The following is a 17,634-nucleotide window of genomic DNA, read 5'->3' as shown; positions in this document are numbered from 1 at the left end:
AAGTTCCGCCCCCAGAGACAACAAAATCACCTTGTCAAATCGGCCTTCATCTACCGCATCTGCAAGGTTTGCGCGCACACTGGAGACGGCTTCCAGCGCAACGAATGAGCTTATACCACATCTCCGCTCTTGTAAAGAGATGCCCCACCCGCGGACACCCTACCACCCGAACGGCGCTGCGCGAGTATCCACACGAGCCCCGCCAGCGTCAGGATGCCACCAGCACCAATGGCGACGCGGGAAGCAAGCGTACCCCACGTCGGTGCGGACAAGCGAGCCAGCTCCTTGAGCAGCGCGCTGACCTGCTCCGGGTCCGTCTTTGCGTCATACTTTACGACGTTTTCCAGCCCATTACCCTCAGCGTCCGCATAGTAGTCATCCACCGCTTCACGCAGCCCCACCACCAGGCCAGATGCCTGATCTACCAGCAGTTCACGCTCCGCGGCGTGGAAAAGATAGGTGCGCTGGTCTTCGGCAAAGCCGAGGTTGCGATCATCAGCGAAACGCTGCGCCAAGTTCGTTGGCTCAATGACTTGGCGGAAGGTGTAGACGGTGCGGCCTTCGATCTCTTCCTCGCCCACGAACTGGGCAGGTACCGCGCCGCGCAAGGTCGGGTCAAAGACCTCATAGTCGCGCTGCTCCACGTTTGCCGGGAACTTCAGCCACGCCCCCTCAATCGGCACAGACACTTCCGGCATGGCCATCACCAGCTGCACGTCGGCTGGCCCTAGGGCTTCGCCAGTCAGCCGGCCCATCTGATACGACCACGTCGAGGCCGTTACCAGGTTCTCAAAGTCACTCGGCGCGTCCCCCGCACGCAACGTGTCCCCCACGCGCACCGACATCGTGTTTTCATCCGATGGCTCACGAATCTCCATGTGCAGCTGACGGGTCACGGGCGCTGGCTCCCCGCCGCGCATGCCATCAGGATCGCTCAACGTCCAGGTGGCGGAGCTTAGTTTCAACGGCAAGCGCGCATCCCACACCAGGAATTTCGGCGCTACCAGTCCCCCAACAAGCAACGCGATACCCAACACCATGAACAGCGCTGGCAAGGAACGGGACTTATGCATGATGCGCTACTTTACCGCAGATGTGCGACACCCCGGCTTCCACTGGGGCTCGGCAGCACCTGTTTCAACAAATATGCAGGGGAAGATATGCAGGTTCCCTGGTCAGAGCGTTTTTTCAATAAGGGGCCCGTTAATGAAAATGGCCTGTGGCCTGCAGACCTGCATATCTTCCCCTGCATATCTGTGTTCCTGGGAGGGGCGCGGTTCCTGGGAGGGGGCGCGGAAACAGCAGAAAACAGAAACGCGAAACCCCCTCTGGTCGCGGATGCGGCCGGAGGGGGTGGCGTCGAAAAGCAAGAAGCTCTTACTTGAGGGTGACCTTTGCGCCAGCCTCTTCGAGCTTGGTCTTTGCAGCCTCTGCGTCGTCCTTGTTTGCGCCCTCGAGGATTGCCTTCGGAGCACCCTCGACCATTTCCTTGGCGTCCTTCAGGCCCAGGCCCGGAACCAGCTCGCGGACAACCTTGATCACGCCGATCTTCTTGTCGCCAGCGTCCTCGAGAACAACGTCGAACTCGTCCTTCTCCTCAGCAGCCGGAGCATCGCCAGCAGCGCCCGGAGCAGCAGCAACTGCAACCGGAGCAGCAGCGGTCACGTCGAAGACCTCCTCGAATTCCTTCAGGAACTCGGAGAGCTCGATGAGGGTCATTTCCTTGAACTGCTCAATGAGCTCGTCCTTGGTGAGCTTAGCCATGATGGCATCCTTTCTTTGGCCGCATTACGGCCGATATATGGGGTGTGTAGTTTTTGTGGGAACCTGCCGCTTAGGCAGCTTCCTGCTTGTCCTGCAACGCGGCAACGAGTCGTGCCGTCTTGGATGCCGGAGCCTGGAACAGGCCGGCAGCCTTCGCCAGAGAGCCCTGGAACGCGCCAGCGAGCTTGGCAAGGGTGGTCTCGCGGTTGTCCATCTCAGCAACAGCGTCAACCTGAGCTGCGTCGAGAGCGTTACCGTCCATGTAGCCGCCCTTGACAATGAACTTGTCATTGTCCTTGGCAAACTTCTTCATGGTCTTCGCGGCGTCCACGGATGCATCGCCCTTGATGAAAGCGATAGCGGTCGGGCCGACCAGAAGATCATCGAGACCCTCAATACCCTGCTCAGCAGCAGCGATCTTGATGAGGGTGTTCTTGGCGACGTGCAGTTCAACATCAAATCCGAGCTCACCACGCAGCTGCTGCAGCTGACCCACGGTCAGACCGCGGTACTCGGTGAGGAACAGAGCATCCGAGTCAGCGAACTTCGTCTTCAGTGCAGCTAGCTCGGCAACGTTCTTCGGGTTTGCCATGACACACGCCTCCTTCCAATACTTCTTCATGTTGTATCCGCCCGGAGCAATAAAAATTGCCCCGTGCAGAAGCACGAGGCGCACCTTTGAAAGGAAAGCCACGTTTCTCCTGCGTGGGCCGATCCCTTGAGGGGGATCCTTCAACTCCCTTTGATATTCGCTGGGAGTAGCCGACGGTCTTCGGTGAAACTTGAGCTCAGCCCGCTTTTTAGCGAGCCGTTCAAACTTCAGCTGGGTATCTTAGCGGCCGTGCGCACGGTAACCAAATTACTACTGCCCTTTCCCCTGTTCCGCCTTACGCAGCAAACTCAACGCCGCAATGAACAGGACACATCCGCCGATCAGCGCCATCACGCCAACACCAATGGCAAGGCCAGCCCAGAACCCGCCGCCGGTAGAAGAAGTACCAGCTGCAACGTATTCGGCCTGCGGGTCTGCCCCCGTCTGCGTCGGATGCATGCCGCTAGACAAGGTGTCGGTGTTCGCAGTGTCAGCGGTTGCCGTGCCGGTGTCAGCGCTTGCGGCAGCGCTGGTGGCGCTAGCAGTGCTTGTCGGCTGCGCCGCACGAGCGGCAGCCTGGGTGGTCGGCGCTGCTGAGCGCGCCGCGGAGGTCGGCCGCGCTGCTGAACTCTGACGCGCTGCTGCAGTCGGTTGCGCCGCTGCGGTTGGCCGCGAAGCAGCGGCGGACGACGTCGGCTTCGTACTCGGTTTCGCAGGCGGAGTCGTGGTTGGTTGTTTGGCGCGTGAGGTGGGCGTGATTGAGTCGCCGATCTTCTTTATCTCTTTGCCTATGTCACGAATACCGCCAGCCAGCGCCTGCGGCAACGTCAGGTTGCCGCCGCTTGCCCCACCCCCAAAGCCGTTGGGGTTGGCGTGGGCGTTGGCAATGGCGTCGTCGCCAACCGCGAAGTGTGCCACGAGTTCCTTCTCAAACGCCGTACCTGCACGCGTAGTGCCGGAATACACGAAGGTCGCTGTGTACATGCCGGGTTCGGTAAAACCGAAACCCTGATGGTCATGGGCGTTCACCGGGTATTCGATGGTCTTGGAAGCATCACCGGAATCCAACTCAATGCGTAAACCACGCAGGTCCTCGTGCCAGGTCATGATGCGGCCCGGTCCCGTGACGTTGCGCATGCTGACAGTGACACGGCTGCCGTCTGCAATCGCATCTGCCGCCAGTCCTGTGGTGGAAAAGCCCAGCCAGGGCAGGCTTCGATCCTGCGCCTGCGGCAGAATCCACATCGCTTCCGGGCTGCCCGGGAAGCTGCCACGCACACTCTCCGGCAGGTTGGTGCGTGCCGTATCCGGCACGGCAAAAATGAAGCTGCCTGATGGACGGTGGGCGGGGTGGAGGGGGTCGGAGTCGTCGATAAGCATGGTGCTTAGCTGCCCACCCTCGCTGACCAGCGCCATATCCATATGACCCGCCGTGATCACAGTGCGCTGCGAGGGGGCTTGTTTGCTTGACGACGGCACCGGCGCCGCAGTCGGCGCTGCAGTCGGTGCTGTGGTTGGCGCTGTGGTTGGCGCTGCAGAACTCGGGGCCGTGCTGGTTTCCGGCGTTGAAGACTTCGGTGCGCGCAGGCCGGTGGTGGTGCCTTCGGGAAGGCCGACGGTAGCGTCATCACCAACTAGCCAGTACTGGGTGACGGGCTCGGAGCGTTCGGTTTTTCCATCGGTGTGCTCGGCCCTGCCCTGCCACGTCAGTGCGTACACACCCGGCTTGGAGAAGGTCCACGTGAAGTGTCCGTGGCCGCCGACTTCGTAGGTGATGGTGCGCATGTCTGGATCCGAGGAGTCGAATAGCCGCTCCGGCTCGGAGACACGGCTGGTGAACATGACGTTGATGTCGCCGGGTCCGTCCATCTCAACCAGGTCGAAGTGCATGACATCGCCTTTGAAGTTGGTCGGGATCGAAGATGGATCCAACTCGTGTGCTGGGTCGAAAGCACCAAGGCCCGACCAGATGGGGCGCCAGTTGTCGGTCCAGTCCACGCTTTGGGGCGCGGCCCATACTTCGCTGCCACGGGGGCCAAGGAAGTCGAGGGTGCCGTCTTCAGGAATGGTGAGCTTGGACAGGTCGTTGCCGTCTGCATCCGCATCCGGGGCCAGGCGGAAACACACCGCGTCTTGGGTGGTCACCTGCTGGCCATCTACCGCCATCACCGCGAGTTTGCCACCGGAGCGGGTGCCGTAGAGGGCGTCGTTGTGGGAGTGGTAGAGCAGCTTGCGGCCAGCGCACGGGTGGTCCACATCCTCATCCAGGGTCACGCTGTGGCCCGGCGCGCCCGGCTTGTGCTCTGTGCTGGATTCAATGCTGGGTTCCGTGCTGGCCTGGGCGAGGGGTATCCCAGCAACACTCAGCGCGGCTACGAACGCTGCTGCTAGAAGGCGCTTCATGCGTGCACCGCCTTTGCTAACACGCCACGTGCTGGGGCAAACAGCCAGCTCAGCGCGAACAGGACGGTAAGGGATAAGACGATGGTTGCGCCTGTTGGTGAGTCATACGCCCACGCCAGCCACACCCCCAGCACGCTGCCGATGGTGCCGATTGCGGCGGCGATGAGCATCATGGTCTCCAGCCGGTCAGTGAACATTCGTGCGGCGGCGGCAGGGGTGATCAGGAGTGCTACGACCAGGATGTTGCCCACGGTCTGCACGGCAAGCACCACGGCGAAGGTGACGCTTAAGTACAGCGCTAGGTCTAGCGCTGCGACGGGCAGGTTCATGGCGCGGGCGGTTTCGCGGTCCAGGGCGACGGCGGTGAACCAGGGCCGCAGCACAATCACCACGCCGACGATCAACGCGCCCACGACCGCGTTGATGAGCAAATCACGGGTACTCACGCCGGTCAGCGAGCCAAAGAGGAAGGAGCTGACGGAGGCGGTGTAGCCCTCCACTCGGGAGATGATCACCAGGCCCACGGCGAAGGCAGCCGTGAACACGATGCCGATGACGGAGTCCTCTTTAATCGTGCGGCGTTGAGACATCACGGCGATCAGCACCGCCACCAGCGCACCGGCCACCGCCCCGCCCAGCAGGACCGAGGTTTGCAGCGCGAAGGCGACGGCGATGCCGGGGAAGACGGCGTGGGCGACGGCGTCGCCAATAAACGCCATCCCGCGCAGCACCACAAAGCAGCCGACCACTGCGCACAGCAGCGCGGCGATCACCGCGGCCAGCAGAGCACGGGGCAGAAACGCCAGCTGCGGGTTGGCCATGTCTGCAAGAAACTGCAGGAAGGAAATCTCGGGCAACAGGTTAGGCAAAGTTGGCCTCCAAATGGGTGCGCACACCGCGCAACCACGGCGAGTCTTCGGCAACAGAGAAGGTGTCCATCCACGGCGCGGCGCTATCAAGCTGATCTACCTGGCTATCCGCCACCACTCCCCCTTTGAATAGGATGAGGCGGTCGCACGCATCGACGGCTTCGGCGATGTTATGGGTGGACATGACCACGCCCAGGCCCTTGTCCACAAGCTTGCGAAACAGTCCCAAAAGATGCTCGGTGGTGGGGATGTCGAGGCCGGTAAAAGGCTCGTCCAGAAGCAGCATGCGCGGGCGGCGCACCAGGGCGCGCGCGATGAGCACGCGTTGGCGCTGGCCGCCGGACAAGTCGCTGATCGGGCGATCGGCCAGGTCAGCAAGGTTCACCATCTGCAGTGCGCGCTGTGTCCAGGTGTGCTCGCGCTCGCCGGCGCGGCGGTACCACGGCCGCTGGCCCAGGGTGGCGTTGAGGGTGGCGGCGTAGACGTCGATAGGAAAATCCCAAGCGACGTTGTGGCGCTGCGGCACGTATCCAACAACGTTGCGGATCGCGCGGGAGCCGGTAACTTCAACCGTGCCTTCAGCGGGAACCAGTCCCAACATGGCCCGCATGAGCGTGGTTTTACCCGCACCATTCGGCCCGAGCAGCCCCGTGAACTCGCCGCCGCGCAGCGTCAGATCCACACTCTGAAACACCTCGCGGCCCGGGTAGGACACGCTCAGGTCGCGCACTGTGATGGCGTGCGGCCTCACTTCTTCCGCCCCCTGACCAGAACAAAGGCAAGTGCCGCCAGGATGAGCACACCGATGCCTACACCAGCGATGAGCCCGGTGCTTGTGCTTGATTGCGCCCCTTCGCTTGCCGTGAACTGGGCGTCAAAGGCCTGGCTCGCATCCGTCGATACGGCAAAGCGCAACACCTGCTCATCGGTGTGCACGGTGCCCTCAGTGTCCTCAACGTTCACGCGCACTTTAACCAGCTGCACGCCGGCCTCAGTGAACACCCAGTTGGCGTGGGTGTGCGTGTTCGGCTCCACCCACATGGACTGCGCACCTGACGTGCTTGAGTTCCACAGCTGCTGTGGCTCGTGGAAACCACCCGGCTGCACAAACAGGGAAAAACTACCCGGGCCACTGTGCCCGCCGTACTCCAGGCTCATGCCGCTCGTGGAGCGCTCCAGCAAGGACGGCGCCTGCGAGTTCCACCCCAACCACGGCACACCTGCAACCTCCGTCTGGGGCACGACCCACACGTCACTGCCGGGCTTGGCGCCAGTGAAATCAAAATCGTTGGTGTCCGGCAGAGTTTGCTTGGCGGCGTCGCTAACCTCAAAGACCACGTCCTCCAGGTGACGCCACACTGCTGGGGTGTGGGTGTCGTCGCGGACCAGGAACTGCAGCTGACCGTCTACAAACATGGCACCAAGATCGGCGTGGCCTGCGCTAATCACCGTTCGCTCACCCAGCGGGGCAATCGCCTCGTTTGCTTCCACTACCTGCTGCAGTGCCGGGTTGTTGTCCTGCACCTGGGCTGTAGACAACGGCGCCAACGCTGCTGCCGGTGCCGTTGCAATCAGTGCTGCGGTAACGAGTGCTGAAATCTTTTTCATTATTGTCCTTTCAAACAGTTGCTTATTGATTCCCCGTTGGCCAGCACAAACTCCACATACGTCTGCGCCGGCCCCTGCCCCGGCGGGTCGAGGGAATCGCCCCAGATCGGGCACACCCGCACCCCGTGCATCGCCGCCGTCTGGGTGAGCACCGGCGTTTCTTGCTCACTGCCGTATTCCACAAACACAGCCGGCACATCCAGGTTTTCCAGCGTGCGGGTTAGCGCCAGCAGGTCGCGCGGGCTCGGCTCCACACTCGGGTTCGGGGTAACAAAGCCCGCGATGCGCAGCCCATAGGCACGCCCCAGGTAGGCGTAGCCGTGGTGGGTGGTAACCAGGTTGCGGTTGGTTTCCGGGATCTGCTCATACAAGGCGCGCACCGTCCGATCCGCCTCATCGAGCTCTTCCTGGTAGCGCTTCGCGTTGGCGGCGAACTGGCTTGCGCGCTTCGGGTCAATGGCGGAAAGCTCATCGCGCACCACATCCACCACGGCTTTCATCGCCGCTGGGTCGTGCCAAATGTGTGGGTCCAGCTCACCGTGCACGTGGCGGCCCAGCACCGCCTGCGGAAGCAGGTACGTCTCATCATCCGGGTTACCTAAGAAACGGAACTCGCGCTGCGGCGGAATCGGCTGCAGCGTTGTCGTAGGCACCACCACCACGGCTTCGTCCGGGTTGATCTCGCCGTGCTCATCAGAGTGCAGCGTCAGGTGAGTGCCCGCCTCGTCCACACGCGTGGCAATGTCCACGTGCCCGTGTTCAATCGCCAGCTTGCCGGGGGTAACCTGCGCCGGGTCCTGGCCCACCACCACCGTGATCGCCCCCTCGGCGGCACTGCGCTCCGGCGCGTTGACTGCGTCTTTTACTGACGCCTTCAAGCGCAACTGATACACCCCCGGTGCCGAAAACGCCCAGCTCACGTGCGTGTGTGCGCCAACTGGCAGCATGGTCGAACCACCCGCGGAATCAAAGAGCAACTCCGGGGTGCCAAACGTTCCCAGGATGAAGGCGGAGGCGGTGCCGGGGCCGGTGGCGTGGATAAGCGAAAGCTCCGTCACCGCAGTAGGTGGAAGGTCCGCCTCAAACCGCAACCCCAGCCACACCGTGTCCAGGCTGGCGTCCTCCACCAGCGGAATCGGGGCGTAGCCGTAGCGCTGCGTCTGCTCCGCCAGTGCCACCACATGCGCGTCAGGCCGCGCCGTCGACGCAATCGTGCGGGTCAGCGCCTGCGGCTCCAGCAGCAGCCCGTTGGTAAACACCGCATCGGCGTACGCAATGTCGCGCGTGGCGTGCAGCGTCGGCTCATAGCTATGCGGGTTCGCGCCGCGCCGTATCAGCGAGGTCACCTCGGCAGCATCGCCCGCCACATTCTGCACAACGTCCGCCAGGATGCTTGTCGACGCCACCACGCCCAACCCCTCACCGTCCTCCCCACCAGCAGCCGACTCGGCTGGGGTGCACGCGCTGAGCAGCATGCTCGCGGCGATGAGGGCGGCTGCGTTTTGCGGTTTCACTGGCCTACCCCGAACGTGCCGAGCAGCCTGCGGCGCAGCGCCGTATCAAGGCACATCATGCCGCCGCCAAAGACCAGGATGCCCAGGCCAAGGATGGCAAACGGCACCGTCATCACGGTGGTGCCAGTCTCCGCGAGGGCGTCCGGGCGGGTCTCTGTGGTGTTGCCGTTGCTGTTGTTGCCGCTGTTTTGGCCTGCTGTTGCGGCGCAGCTGCCCTCCGGGTCAAACACCGAACCGAAGTCGAAGTGTCCACTATCCGCGTTGCCGGGCGTACCGACGTTAAACGTCAACACCGCCTCACCACTAACGGCTTCACCGGCCTTGGTGGTGGCAGTCTGGCGAATCTTCACCCGGTACGACCCTGATGCCGAAAACACCCAGTTAGGGTGCACATGCGAGTTCGCCGGAATAGTGTGGCGGCCTTCTAGCTTGCCGTTGCTTGCAGAAAACCACTGCTCCCCCACCACCTGGCCCAAGCCACCCTGGGTGAACACCACCATGGAACCAGGCCCGTCAAAGCCCGTGACCTCCCACGCGACCTCGCCCGTAGTGTTGGCGATCAAGCTTTCATGCTGCGTGTTCGCACCAAGCCACGGAACGCTATCCTGCTGCGTCGCACCGATCATCCACGCCTTGCCAGCCGGCACTGGGCCGACCGCCTGCGGTAAGTCCACCTCTGCCGCCTGACCAAGCCCAAACACCAAGTCCTCCGGACGCGTCCACGTGGCCGGCACGTTGCGGTCATCCTTGATCATCGGACGCAGGGTTGCCGTGCACTTCGGCGCCTGCTGCTGTGGCTGTGGTTGCTGTTTTGGCGCCTCTTGTTTTGGAGCCTCTTGTTTTGGGGCCTCTTGCTTTGGGGCCTCTTGTTTTGGGGCCTCTGGTGCGGGCTCGCTGGCACGGTTTTCAACCTCGGCGTTTGTGTTAGTGGTCGCTGCACCATCCCCGACTCGCCACGTGTACTCCGCCTGGTTCGACTCCACACCATCGGCCTTCGCCACCACTCGCATGGTGTACACACCGGGTTGGGCAAACAGCCAGTTCGCGTGCACGTGGGACGGCTCCTCCTGCACAATGCGAGCACCACTGCCCAACTTCGCCTGCCCACCATCCAGGACTGACTGGAACGAGCCGAAGCTGCCGGTCTGGAACAGGTAAACCTCGCCAGGGCCACTGACCTCTAAGAACTCCAGATCCACGCGGCCGAAACCCCCTTCGCGCACGCCTTGGGTGTCCCAACCCGGCCACAGCAGATCAGAACGCTGCGTCTGTGGAAGCAGGTAGCCGGCCGTGGCGATCTCTGCGACGTTTACCGTCTCCTCGGTATATGCCGCCTCCCCAACGATCAGCTCCACACTTTCCGGTTGACGACGCACATGACTCCCCGTCACATCTTCCTGCAGGTCAAGCGTCAGATCGCTGCCGTTAACGGTGACGTTAAATGCGTCAATGTGTCCGCGGTCGAAGCGTTGCGTATCGGCTTTAGCCACCCCTGCCGGAAACGCCGCAATGCACACCATGGCCAGCACGACAGCAATGACAGGCACCAGCCAGAGCGCCTTCACCTTATTGGGAACTGTTCTCAACACTTAACGAATACTACTTTCATTAAGCGCCGATGCAAAAGCGCCAGCTCGGGTCCCGTCTGATCACCCCCCTGACAAAGTTGACGATGCAGTTTGCGTTTCCCCAGGTCCTAGTCAGATCACTAAGGGCCGCTCGTCGAATTTGTCAGGATTTCCGCCAGCGCCTGACAAATATGTTCCGTCGAACAGCGTGAGCTTTCGCGACCTGCAAGTTTGCCAAACCGGGCCGGGGGTCACGTCGAATTTGTCAGGATTTCCGCCAGCGGCGCCCCAAAACTACCCGAAAACCACCCAAAACCACCCCAACAACCCCGAAAACACCAAAACGCCCCGGCCCAGACAATGAAAGCCTGGCGCCGGGGCGCTGGAAAAGCCTAGAAGCTCGAGAAGCTTATGCCTCTGCGTAGTTCTTCTGAACGGACGGGTCAACCGGAACGCCCGGGCCCTGGGTTGCAGAAACGGTGATCTTCTTCAGGTAGACACCCTTGGCAGAAGCCGGCTTCAGACGCAGAACCTCATCCAGCAGAGCGCCGTAGTTCTCAGCGAGCTGCTCCGGGGTGAAGGACGCCTTACCAATCAGAGCATGCAGGTTAGCTGCCTTGTCCACGCGGAAAGCGATCTTGCCGCCCTTGGACTCCTCAACAGCCTTTGCAACGTCCGGGGTAACGGTGCCGGTCTTCGGGTTCGGCATCAGACCACGCGGGCCAAGCACACGAGCCACACGGCCAACCTTGGCCATCTGGTCCGGGGTAGCAATAGCCACGTCGAAGTCGAGCTGGCCAGCGTTGATCTGCTCGATCAGCTCGTCGGTGCCAACGATGTCAGCGCCAGCTTCCTTAGCAGCGGTAGCCTTCTCGCCCTCAGCGAAAACGGCAACGCGGACGGTCTTACCAGTGCCGTGCGGCAGGTTCACGGTGCCGCGGACCAGCTGGTCAGCCTTGCGCGGGTCAACGGACAGGCGCATTGCAACGTCGATGGTGGAGTCGTACTTAGCAGACGAGGTCTCCTTCGCCAGCTTCACAGCCTCCAGCGGGGAGTACAGCTTGTCGCGGTCAACTTTTGCAAACTGCTCGTTGTAGTTCTTGGACTTCTTAGCCATGTTGGGTTCCTTTCAGGAGTTGTGGTCTGCGGGCCTGGCTTGGCCCTGCCACTCACGCACAAAGGCGTTGTTATTTACTTCTCAACCTCGATGCCCATGGAGCGAGCGGTACCAGCGATGATCGCCGCACCAGCCTCGATGTCACGAGCGTTCAGGTCAGCCTTCTTGGTCTCAGCGATTTCCTTGCACTGCTCCCAGGTGACCTTGCCAACCTTCTGGGTGTGCGGGACGCCGGAGCCCTTCTGCAGGCCAGCAGCCTTCAGCAGGAGCTTCGCTGCCGGCGGGGACTTCAGGATGAAGTCGAAGGAACGGTCTTCATAAACCGTGATCTCAACCGGGACAACGTTGCCACGCATGGACTCGGTTGCAGCGTTGTATGCCTTGGTGAACTCAACAATGTTCACACCGTGGGCACCAAGTGCCGGACCAACCGGCGGAGCCGGGTTAGCCATACCAGCTTCGATCTGAAGCTTAATCAGGCCAGTGACCTTCTTCTTAGCCATCGAATTACCTCAATTCCTTGGTACAGGACGCAGCCACGATGTTTAGCGTGCGCCCTTCCGGATTCCGGGTTTAGCCCAGCAACCGGGGATGAACGAATGAAAAACGCCGCCCGAAAAAGACGGACGGCGTTTAAGGTTACGCGGTTTAAGCGTCGATAAGCAAAACAGCCCTACATAATGCGTTCGATCTGGTCGGCGGTCAGCTCCACCGGGGTCTCACGGCCAAAGATGGACACCAAGGCCTGGATCTTGCCGGTCTCCGGATCAATCGCGTTAATCGTCGCAGAAACGCTTGCCAGCGCGCCGGACAGGATGGTCACGGCCTCACCAACCTGGTAGTCGTGTGCCAGCTGCTGCTTGGTCTGCTCCTCCGGCATAGCGATGACGGTCTCGCCGTCCTCGTTCGCGTTGGACTTACCCTCAACCGGGGCGACCTTCGGCATGAGGAATTTCGCCACGTCGCGGTGCTTCACCGGCGTCGCGTTGCCTTCGTTACCCACGAAGCTGGTCACGCCCGGGGTCTCGCGCACCACGGACCACGCGGCATCATTCATGTCCATGCGAACAAGCACGTAGCCCGGCAGCAGCTTGCGCTTGACCAGCTTCTTCTTGCCGTCCTTGTTCTCCATGACCTGCTCGATGGGCACGACAACCTCATAGATGGAGTCCTCCACCTCAAGCGTCTGAATACGCATGTCAAGGTTGGTCTTCACCTTGTTCTCGTAGCCCGAGTAGGACTGGATGATGTACCAGTCACCCGGCTGCTTCTTCAGCTCACGGGTGTATTCGCGCAGGCGAGCGCGGTATTCAGAGTCAGCGTCAGCCTCCTGGGCGGCTTCCTGCTCCAGCGGCTCGGTCTCCGGCTCCACCGGTGCACCCTCGCCGATCATCTCCTGGTTGTCCTCGACTTCGAGTTCAGCTTCGTTCAGGTTCTGGTTTTCAGTATCCATTCGCTTTTCCATCTTCTAGAGCTTGTTGCTTACCGACGCCTACTTGTCCCACCAGCCTACCCACCCACGTGGTGGTGACTTAGCGAAAAAGTATCCCGCCTCCCCTGGCTTGCTGCCAAGGTGGCGGGAAAACGTTCAAAGTGCAGTATAGCTAACGGATGAGCACCCACTCAACCAGACGCGTACCAAGCCAGTCCGTGCCCGACATAAACGCGGTCAGGATGATCAGGAACGCGAACGTGATGAGGGTGTAGTTCAGCATCTGGGTGCGCGAAGGCCAGATGACCTTCTTCATCTCCTGGGCCACCTCGCCCGGGAACGCTGCGATACCGCCGGCTACGTGCTCATCATCGTCAGCGGTTGCAACCGCGCGCTTGGAGCCGTGCTTATCCTCGTAGGATTCGGAGGAAACGGGAGTTGCCCCGTGCAGCTGACGCTTACCGGTCGGCTGTGCGGGGGTCTGACCATTCGGGTTAGTCAAAAGAACTCCTCCAACTTGAAAGTTCTGGCAGGGGCGACAGGACTCGAACCTGCAACCTACGGTTTTGGAGACCGTTGCGCTACCAATTGCGCCACGCCCCTAGAGTGCAAATGCACCTAGACCCTACCACGCGGCCAAAACAAGCCGCGTAACCGAGTTACGTAGCGATGGCGAGAATTGAACTCGCGACACAGCGATTATGAGTCGCTTGCTCTACCACTGAGCTACACCGCCATGCGTTTGCTAGGTAGATACCGTAACAAACAGCAGAGCCCCCTATCAGAATCGAACTGATGACCTTTTCCTTACCATGGAAACGCTCTGCCGACTGAGCTAAGGGGGCACAGCCTCTATGTTGTGGACCTCACCTTTCGGTGTGACCCGCTCCGTTGAAGCCTGGGAAAGATTAACCCGATACGTGAGTTAAACACAAATCGGCAGGTTAATCGGCGTTTTTATAAGGGTTATAACGCTTGCGTTTTAGAGGGCTTTGGCCAGCCACCGAAAGATTTCCCGAATTACTGCATTCTGACCCCCATTCCCCCAGGTAACAACACCATCTCCCGGAATTACTGCATTCGACTCCGAGCGGGAACGGCCCGGAGACAGCCCGGGAACGCGAAAAACCCGCCCTCCGCAACAATCTGCGTGGACGGGTTTTTCTACTTTGGTGCCAGGTAGAAGATTCGAACTTCTGAAGGCAATGCCGGCGGATTTACAGTCCGCTCCCTTTGGCCGCTCGGGCAACCTGGCGTGCGCTGTAAGCGCGTGGATTACTCTACATCACCGGATGCGCAAGTTTGCAAATCGCCAGGTAGCACCCAACAAAACTCCAGCCAAGCGCTATCCAACACGGTCCACAGTCAGGGTGGAAAGGTTGGCTAAGGCTTGCTTGGCGGGGACGTCCGGAAGCAAGGAAAGCTCGCGTTCCACCACAGCGAGGTACTCGTGGACTTTCTCCAGGGCGCGTTCCCTGCCGCGGGTTTGGGAGATGAGGTTGAGGGCGTAGTTCACGTGAGCGTCGTCAGGCAGGGGCCCCGTGAGCATGTCACGCAGCTGCTGGCCGGCCTCTGAGTCTTCCTCCATGGCGTAGAGGACCGGCAGGGTGAACACGCCCTCGCGCAGGTCGGTGCCTGGGGTTTTTCCGGACTGTTCGGGGTCGGAGAAAATGTCGATGATGTCATCCACAATCTGGAAGATGAGGCCAACCGCGGCACCGAGACGCTGGCAGCTTTCCACAGTCTCGCGCGGGGCGCCGGCGAACAGCGCGCCAAGGTAGGCGGCGGACGCGATGAGCACGCCGGTTTTCTCCTCAATCACCTTCAGGTAGTGCTCCACCGGGTCCTGATCGCCCGCGCCGATGGTTTCGCGCATCTGGCCGGTGACCAGCGTTTGGAAGGTGTCGGCGAAGTGGGCAACCGTTTCGGTGTCAATCTCCGCCATCAAGCGCGAGGTGTGCGCAAGCAGCACGTCGCCGGCGAGGATGGCCACGGAATTACCCCAGCGTGCGTTGGCGGATTCCACGCCGCGGCGGCGCTCGGCTTCATCCATCACATCGTCGTGATAGAGGGTGGCCAGGTGCACCATCTCGGTCAGCACGGCACCTTTGGTCACGTTCTCAGCATCCGGGTTCGGCCCGAATTCGGAGCACAGCAGCGCCATCAGAGGACGGAAACGCTTGCCACCGGCAAAGGCAAGGTGGTTGACCTTTTCGGTGATAAACGGCTCTCCGTTGGAGAGGCGCTCCGCTAGTAGCGCTTCTACCTTTGCCATGCCGTTGGTCACGCGTGCATTGAGCGCGTCGTTACCAAGATCTACGGGAAACGCGCCGCGTGGTGACGGCTGGATGCCGTTGGTCATCGATGATGTCCTTGCAGGTTGAAAACGGGCATATGACAGTGACAACCGTAGTCCACACAATGCCTGTGGGATTGCAGCAGGGCCGGGCTGGCACAATGAGCACGTGATGTTCGATGTCGTAGTTGTGGGTGCAGGTCCGGCTGGGGCAACGGCGGCGATTGCCGCCCAGGAGCGCGGCTTGGGCTGTTTGCTTATCGACGCTGCGCCACCCTCCCGCGACAAAACCTGCGGCGACGGCCTCACCCCCCGGGCAATGGCAACGCTGCAGGCGCTTGGTTTAGAGCATGTGTTGCCTGCGTATCGCAACAAGGGGTTGAAGCTGCACGGCTACGGCGGGGACGTAACCGCCCCGTGGCCTGATGGCCAGTATCCGGCGGTTGGTTCCGCCAGCCCGCGCGCAGCGTTTGATGCGGCGTTGGTTGCTGAGGCTGAGGCACGAGGTGCCACGGTGTGGCAGTCGTGTGCGGCGGAGTCCGTGACGTTTCGTGATGGCGCGATCCACACCGTGCACACCCAAAAGGGTGATGTGCGCGCCAAGTGGGTGATTGTTGCGGACGGTGTGCGCTCCCCCTTTGGCAAGCAGCTGGGGAGAAAGTGGCATAAGGGTGAGGTGTATGGGATTGCGGCGAGATCATATTGTGCATCCCCACGCAGCGATGACCCGTGGATGCATTCCCATGTTGAGCTGCGCGATGAGTCTGCGGTGCAACCGGGCTACGGCTGGATCTTCCCGCTTGGTAACGGCTATGTGAACCTCGGCTGCGGCGCCCTGTCCACCAACGCCCGACCGGCGAAGGTAAACACCAAAAAGCTGCTGCGCACCTACGCCGAGCAGCAGGTGGGTCACTGGCAGCTGGGTCCTGTGCAGGACGTCACCTCTGCGCTTTTGCCGATGGGTGGCGCGGTGTCCAACGTTGCTGGCCCGAACTGGGCGCTGATTGGTGACGCTGCGGCGTGCGTCAACCCTTTAAACGGCGAGGGCATTGACTACGGCATGGAGACTGCCGTGATGGTAATCGACATGATCGCGGATGCCTCAAACGCCGGTGGCACGATGGATCTGACGTTGGCGTGGCCGTTCGCGCTGCGTGAGGCCTACGGTGACGCTTTCGTCTTGGCACGCACGGCTGCACGCATGCTCACCTATCCCCAGTTCTTACCAGTCGCAGGACCCTTGGCTATGCGTGGTGTGGGCGGGCGTTTCCTTATGCCGGCGGCGGCGCGCTTGATGGGCAATTTGGTCAGCGAAAACGACCGCGATGTGATCGCCAGGGCGTGGCGCGCCGTGTCCAAGCTTGCGCCACGAAACGCCCCTCTGTGGGACGTGCAGCGCTAGTTTTGGGCCGCTAGCCTTTCTTCACCGCACTGTGGATGGCAACGATGCCACCGCTCAAGTTCTGCCAGCCCGCATCGGACCAACCGTTGGCGTTAATCGCGCGCGCAAGCGCCTCCTGGTCAGGCCAGGCGCGGATGGATTCCGCCAGGTATTCGTAGGCCTCCGGGTTGGAGGAAAACACCTTGGCAATCGGCGGCAGGGCCAGCGGTAGGTATTCCTTGTACAGGGTGCGGAATCCGGGGATGACGGGGGTGGAGAACTCGTTGACCGCCAGGCGCCCGCCTGGTTTGGTCACGCGTGCCATCTCGCGCAGGCCGGCTTCGAAGTCGTGCACGTTGCGCAGGCCGTAGGAGATAGTCACGGCGTCAAAGGTGTTGTCTGCAAATGGCAGGTACATGGCGTCGCCCACAACCTTGGGCACGTCGCGATCCTTGCCGGCCGCCAGCATGCCTTGGGAGAAGTCGCACGCAACCACCCATGCGCCGGACTTGGCTAGCTCCACGGTGGACACAGCGGTGCCGGCAGCTAGGTCGAGGACCTTCTCGCCGGGTTTGAGTTCGAGGCGTTCGCGCGTGCGGCATCGCCAGTATTTATCCAGCCCAAACGACAAAACTGTATTGGTTTTGTCGTAATTCTTGCCCACGTCGTCGAACATCCCGGCAACGTCGAAGGGTTTTTTCTCCAGATCCGCCTTGGCCATGCTGCGCAAGTCTACTTCGCCACCCACAAAAGAAGGCTGTTCACCCTCCCTCTACTTGCAAGTTCGGGTAGCCGAACTTTACTATTCACCACCATGGGACATGACGAAGCCAACATGGGCGCGTGGCTTGAAGCCATCACGCTGTTTGAGACTGCTCGCGACGGCGACCACGTGGCCTCAGCACGCCTCGTGCACTCAAGCGCCGATCCCGAAAAAGTCACGCTCAACCTCATGCGGCTGCTTGCCGTGTACCTGCGTGATGAGTCTGCGCAGAAACTAGACCGTTTCATCGCCACGTCCCACCGCGTCGGCCCGCCGCCGCTTCCATACCTCTAAAAGCCACTTCCCAACGCATAAAGTAAGGAACCA

The 17,634-nt window shown here is 61.4% G+C and carries 17 protein-coding genes and 4 tRNA genes; 2 read left to right on the top strand and 19 right to left on the bottom strand.

The window, feature by feature from the left end; translation table 11 throughout:
• Positions 1–110: 110 nt before the first annotated feature.
• From I6I71_RS04590 to I6I71_RS04505, 18 genes are all read right to left on the bottom strand, one after another.
• Entirely contained in the window at positions 111–1,073 is a 963-nt protein-coding gene (locus I6I71_RS04590) for a PorA family protein (RefSeq protein ID WP_052205420.1), read from the bottom strand.
• 304 nt (positions 1,074–1,377) lie between these two features.
• Complete coding sequence (gene rplL / locus I6I71_RS04585) at positions 1,378–1,764, bottom strand: 50S ribosomal protein L7/L12 (protein WP_201822619.1); 387 nt, start codon at positions 1,762–1,764, stop codon at positions 1,378–1,380.
• A gap of 70 nt (positions 1,765–1,834) precedes the next feature.
• Positions 1,835–2,356: a 50S ribosomal protein L10 gene (gene rplJ, locus I6I71_RS04580; RefSeq protein ID WP_052206462.1), complete on the bottom strand. Its 522-nt coding sequence runs from the start codon at positions 2,354–2,356 to the stop codon at positions 1,835–1,837.
• Between the two features lie 270 nt (positions 2,357–2,626).
• The gene (locus I6I71_RS04575) at positions 2,627–4,759 is read right to left on the bottom strand and encodes a choice-of-anchor M domain-containing protein (protein ID WP_201822617.1); all 2,133 of its coding nucleotides are present in this window, start codon (positions 4,757–4,759) and stop codon (positions 2,627–2,629) included.
• Positions 4,756–5,580 carry an anchored repeat-type ABC transporter permease subunit gene (locus I6I71_RS04570; protein WP_236587435.1) on the bottom strand — a complete coding sequence of 275 codons (825 nt, stop codon included), beginning with the start codon at positions 5,578–5,580 and terminating at the stop codon, positions 4,756–4,758. The genes I6I71_RS04575 and I6I71_RS04570 overlap by 4 nt, the downstream gene beginning before the upstream one ends.
• A 40-nt stretch (positions 5,581–5,620) precedes the next feature.
• Positions 5,621–6,379 (bottom strand): anchored repeat-type ABC transporter ATP-binding subunit, encoded by a 759-nt coding sequence (locus I6I71_RS04565; protein ID WP_201822615.1) that lies wholly within the window; start codon positions 6,377–6,379, stop codon positions 5,621–5,623.
• Positions 6,376–7,236 (bottom strand): choice-of-anchor M domain-containing protein, encoded by an 861-nt coding sequence (locus I6I71_RS04560; RefSeq protein WP_201822608.1) that lies wholly within the window; start codon positions 7,234–7,236, stop codon positions 6,376–6,378. Before I6I71_RS04560 ends, I6I71_RS04565 begins: the two co-directional genes overlap by 4 nt.
• Entirely contained in the window at positions 7,236–8,711 is a 1,476-nt protein-coding gene (locus I6I71_RS04555) for an anchored repeat ABC transporter, substrate-binding protein (protein ID WP_201823358.1), read from the bottom strand. Before I6I71_RS04555 ends, I6I71_RS04560 begins: the two co-directional genes overlap by 1 nt.
• A gap of 35 nt (positions 8,712–8,746) precedes the next feature.
• Positions 8,747–10,297, bottom strand: coding sequence for a TIGR03773 family transporter-associated surface protein (locus I6I71_RS04550; protein WP_201822606.1), 1,551 nt, complete (start codon positions 10,295–10,297; stop codon positions 8,747–8,749).
• Between the two features lie 430 nt (positions 10,298–10,727).
• Positions 10,728–11,435, bottom strand: a complete 708-nt coding sequence (rplA, locus tag I6I71_RS04545) for a 50S ribosomal protein L1 (RefSeq protein WP_052205426.1) — start codon at positions 11,433–11,435, stop codon at positions 10,728–10,730.
• Between the two features lie 74 nt (positions 11,436–11,509).
• Complete coding sequence (gene rplK / locus I6I71_RS04540; protein ID WP_052205427.1) at positions 11,510–11,938, bottom strand: 50S ribosomal protein L11; 429 nt, start codon at positions 11,936–11,938, stop codon at positions 11,510–11,512.
• Between the two features lie 170 nt (positions 11,939–12,108).
• A complete protein-coding gene (gene nusG, locus I6I71_RS04535) occupies positions 12,109–12,888 on the bottom strand; it encodes a transcription termination/antitermination protein NusG (RefSeq protein ID WP_052205428.1) in 780 nt (259 codons plus the stop codon).
• Between the two features lie 151 nt (positions 12,889–13,039).
• The gene (secE, locus tag I6I71_RS04530; protein WP_070493879.1) at positions 13,040–13,369 is read right to left on the bottom strand and encodes a preprotein translocase subunit SecE; all 330 of its coding nucleotides are present in this window, start codon (positions 13,367–13,369) and stop codon (positions 13,040–13,042) included.
• Positions 13,370–13,394: 25 nt separating this feature from the next.
• Positions 13,395–13,470, bottom strand: a tRNA-Trp gene (locus I6I71_RS04525).
• Positions 13,471–13,531: 61 nt separating this feature from the next.
• Positions 13,532–13,603: transfer RNA gene (locus I6I71_RS04520), tRNA-Met, on the bottom strand.
• Between the two features lie 36 nt (positions 13,604–13,639).
• Positions 13,640–13,712: transfer RNA gene (locus I6I71_RS04515), tRNA-Thr, on the bottom strand.
• Between the two features lie 325 nt (positions 13,713–14,037).
• A tRNA-Tyr gene (locus I6I71_RS04510) sits at positions 14,038–14,122 on the bottom strand.
• Positions 14,123–14,212: 90 nt separating this feature from the next.
• Positions 14,213–15,229, bottom strand: a complete 1,017-nt coding sequence (locus I6I71_RS04505) for a polyprenyl synthetase family protein (RefSeq protein WP_201822603.1) — start codon at positions 15,227–15,229, stop codon at positions 14,213–14,215.
• A gap of 106 nt (positions 15,230–15,335) precedes the next feature.
• Here I6I71_RS04505 and I6I71_RS04500 point away from each other — a divergent pair, with 106 nt between their 5' ends.
• The gene (locus I6I71_RS04500; protein WP_201822601.1) at positions 15,336–16,565 is read left to right on the top strand and encodes a geranylgeranyl reductase family protein; all 1,230 of its coding nucleotides are present in this window, start codon (positions 15,336–15,338) and stop codon (positions 16,563–16,565) included.
• 10 nt (positions 16,566–16,575) lie between these two features.
• Here the strand turns inward: I6I71_RS04500 and I6I71_RS04495 are convergent, their stop codons facing one another.
• Positions 16,576–17,265 carry a demethylmenaquinone methyltransferase gene (locus tag I6I71_RS04495; protein WP_201822599.1) on the bottom strand — a complete coding sequence of 230 codons (690 nt, stop codon included), beginning with the start codon at positions 17,263–17,265 and terminating at the stop codon, positions 16,576–16,578.
• A 93-nt stretch (positions 17,266–17,358) separates the two neighbouring features.
• Here I6I71_RS04495 and I6I71_RS04490 point away from each other — a divergent pair, with 93 nt between their 5' ends.
• Complete coding sequence (locus I6I71_RS04490; RefSeq protein WP_052205433.1) at positions 17,359–17,601, top strand: hypothetical protein; 243 nt, start codon at positions 17,359–17,361, stop codon at positions 17,599–17,601.
• The last annotated feature ends 33 nt before the right edge of the window (positions 17,602–17,634 follow it).

This window comes from Corynebacterium riegelii (assembly GCF_016728505.1).
In the GTDB taxonomy this organism is placed as follows: domain Bacteria; phylum Actinomycetota; class Actinomycetes; order Mycobacteriales; family Mycobacteriaceae; genus Corynebacterium; species Corynebacterium riegelii.
Note: the sequence above shows the minus strand (reverse complement) of the source record. Positions and strands in the feature narration are given on the sequence as shown.

Excerpts from the sequence above, each read along its gene's own strand:
- rplK (WP_052205427.1), bottom strand. The coding sequence starts at position 11,938 with ATGGCTAAGAAGAAGGTCACTGGCCTGATTAAGCTTCAGATCGAAGCT.
- I6I71_RS04570 (WP_236587435.1), bottom strand. The coding sequence starts at position 5,580 with ATGGCCAACCCGCAGCTGGCGTTTCTGCCCCGTGCTCTGCTGGCCGCG.
- I6I71_RS04590 (WP_052205420.1), bottom strand. The coding sequence starts at position 1,073 with ATGCATAAGTCCCGTTCCTTGCCAGCGCTGTTCATGGTGTTGGGTATC.
- nusG (WP_052205428.1), bottom strand. The coding sequence starts at position 12,888 with ATGGATACTGAAAACCAGAACCTGAACGAAGCTGAACTCGAAGTCGAG.
- I6I71_RS04490 (WP_052205433.1), top strand. The coding sequence starts at position 17,359 with ATGGGACATGACGAAGCCAACATGGGCGCGTGGCTTGAAGCCATCACG.
- I6I71_RS04505 (WP_201822603.1), bottom strand. The coding sequence starts at position 15,229 with ATGACCAACGGCATCCAGCCGTCACCACGCGGCGCGTTTCCCGTAGAT.
- rplJ (WP_052206462.1), bottom strand. The coding sequence starts at position 2,356 with ATGGCAAACCCGAAGAACGTTGCCGAGCTAGCTGCACTGAAGACGAAG.
- I6I71_RS04575 (WP_201822617.1), bottom strand. The coding sequence starts at position 4,759 with ATGAAGCGCCTTCTAGCAGCAGCGTTCGTAGCCGCGCTGAGTGTTGCT.
- I6I71_RS04560 (WP_201822608.1), bottom strand. The coding sequence starts at position 7,236 with ATGAAAAAGATTTCAGCACTCGTTACCGCAGCACTGATTGCAACGGCA.
- I6I71_RS04495 (WP_201822599.1), bottom strand. The coding sequence starts at position 17,265 with ATGGCCAAGGCGGATCTGGAGAAAAAACCCTTCGACGTTGCCGGGATG.
- rplL (WP_201822619.1), bottom strand. The coding sequence starts at position 1,764 with ATGGCTAAGCTCACCAAGGACGAGCTCATTGAGCAGTTCAAGGAAATG.
- rplA (WP_052205426.1), bottom strand. The coding sequence starts at position 11,435 with ATGGCTAAGAAGTCCAAGAACTACAACGAGCAGTTTGCAAAAGTTGAC.
- I6I71_RS04500 (WP_201822601.1), top strand. The coding sequence starts at position 15,336 with ATGTTCGATGTCGTAGTTGTGGGTGCAGGTCCGGCTGGGGCAACGGCG.
- I6I71_RS04555 (WP_201823358.1), bottom strand. The coding sequence starts at position 8,711 with ATGCTGCTCAGCGCGTGCACCCCAGCCGAGTCGGCTGCTGGTGGGGAG.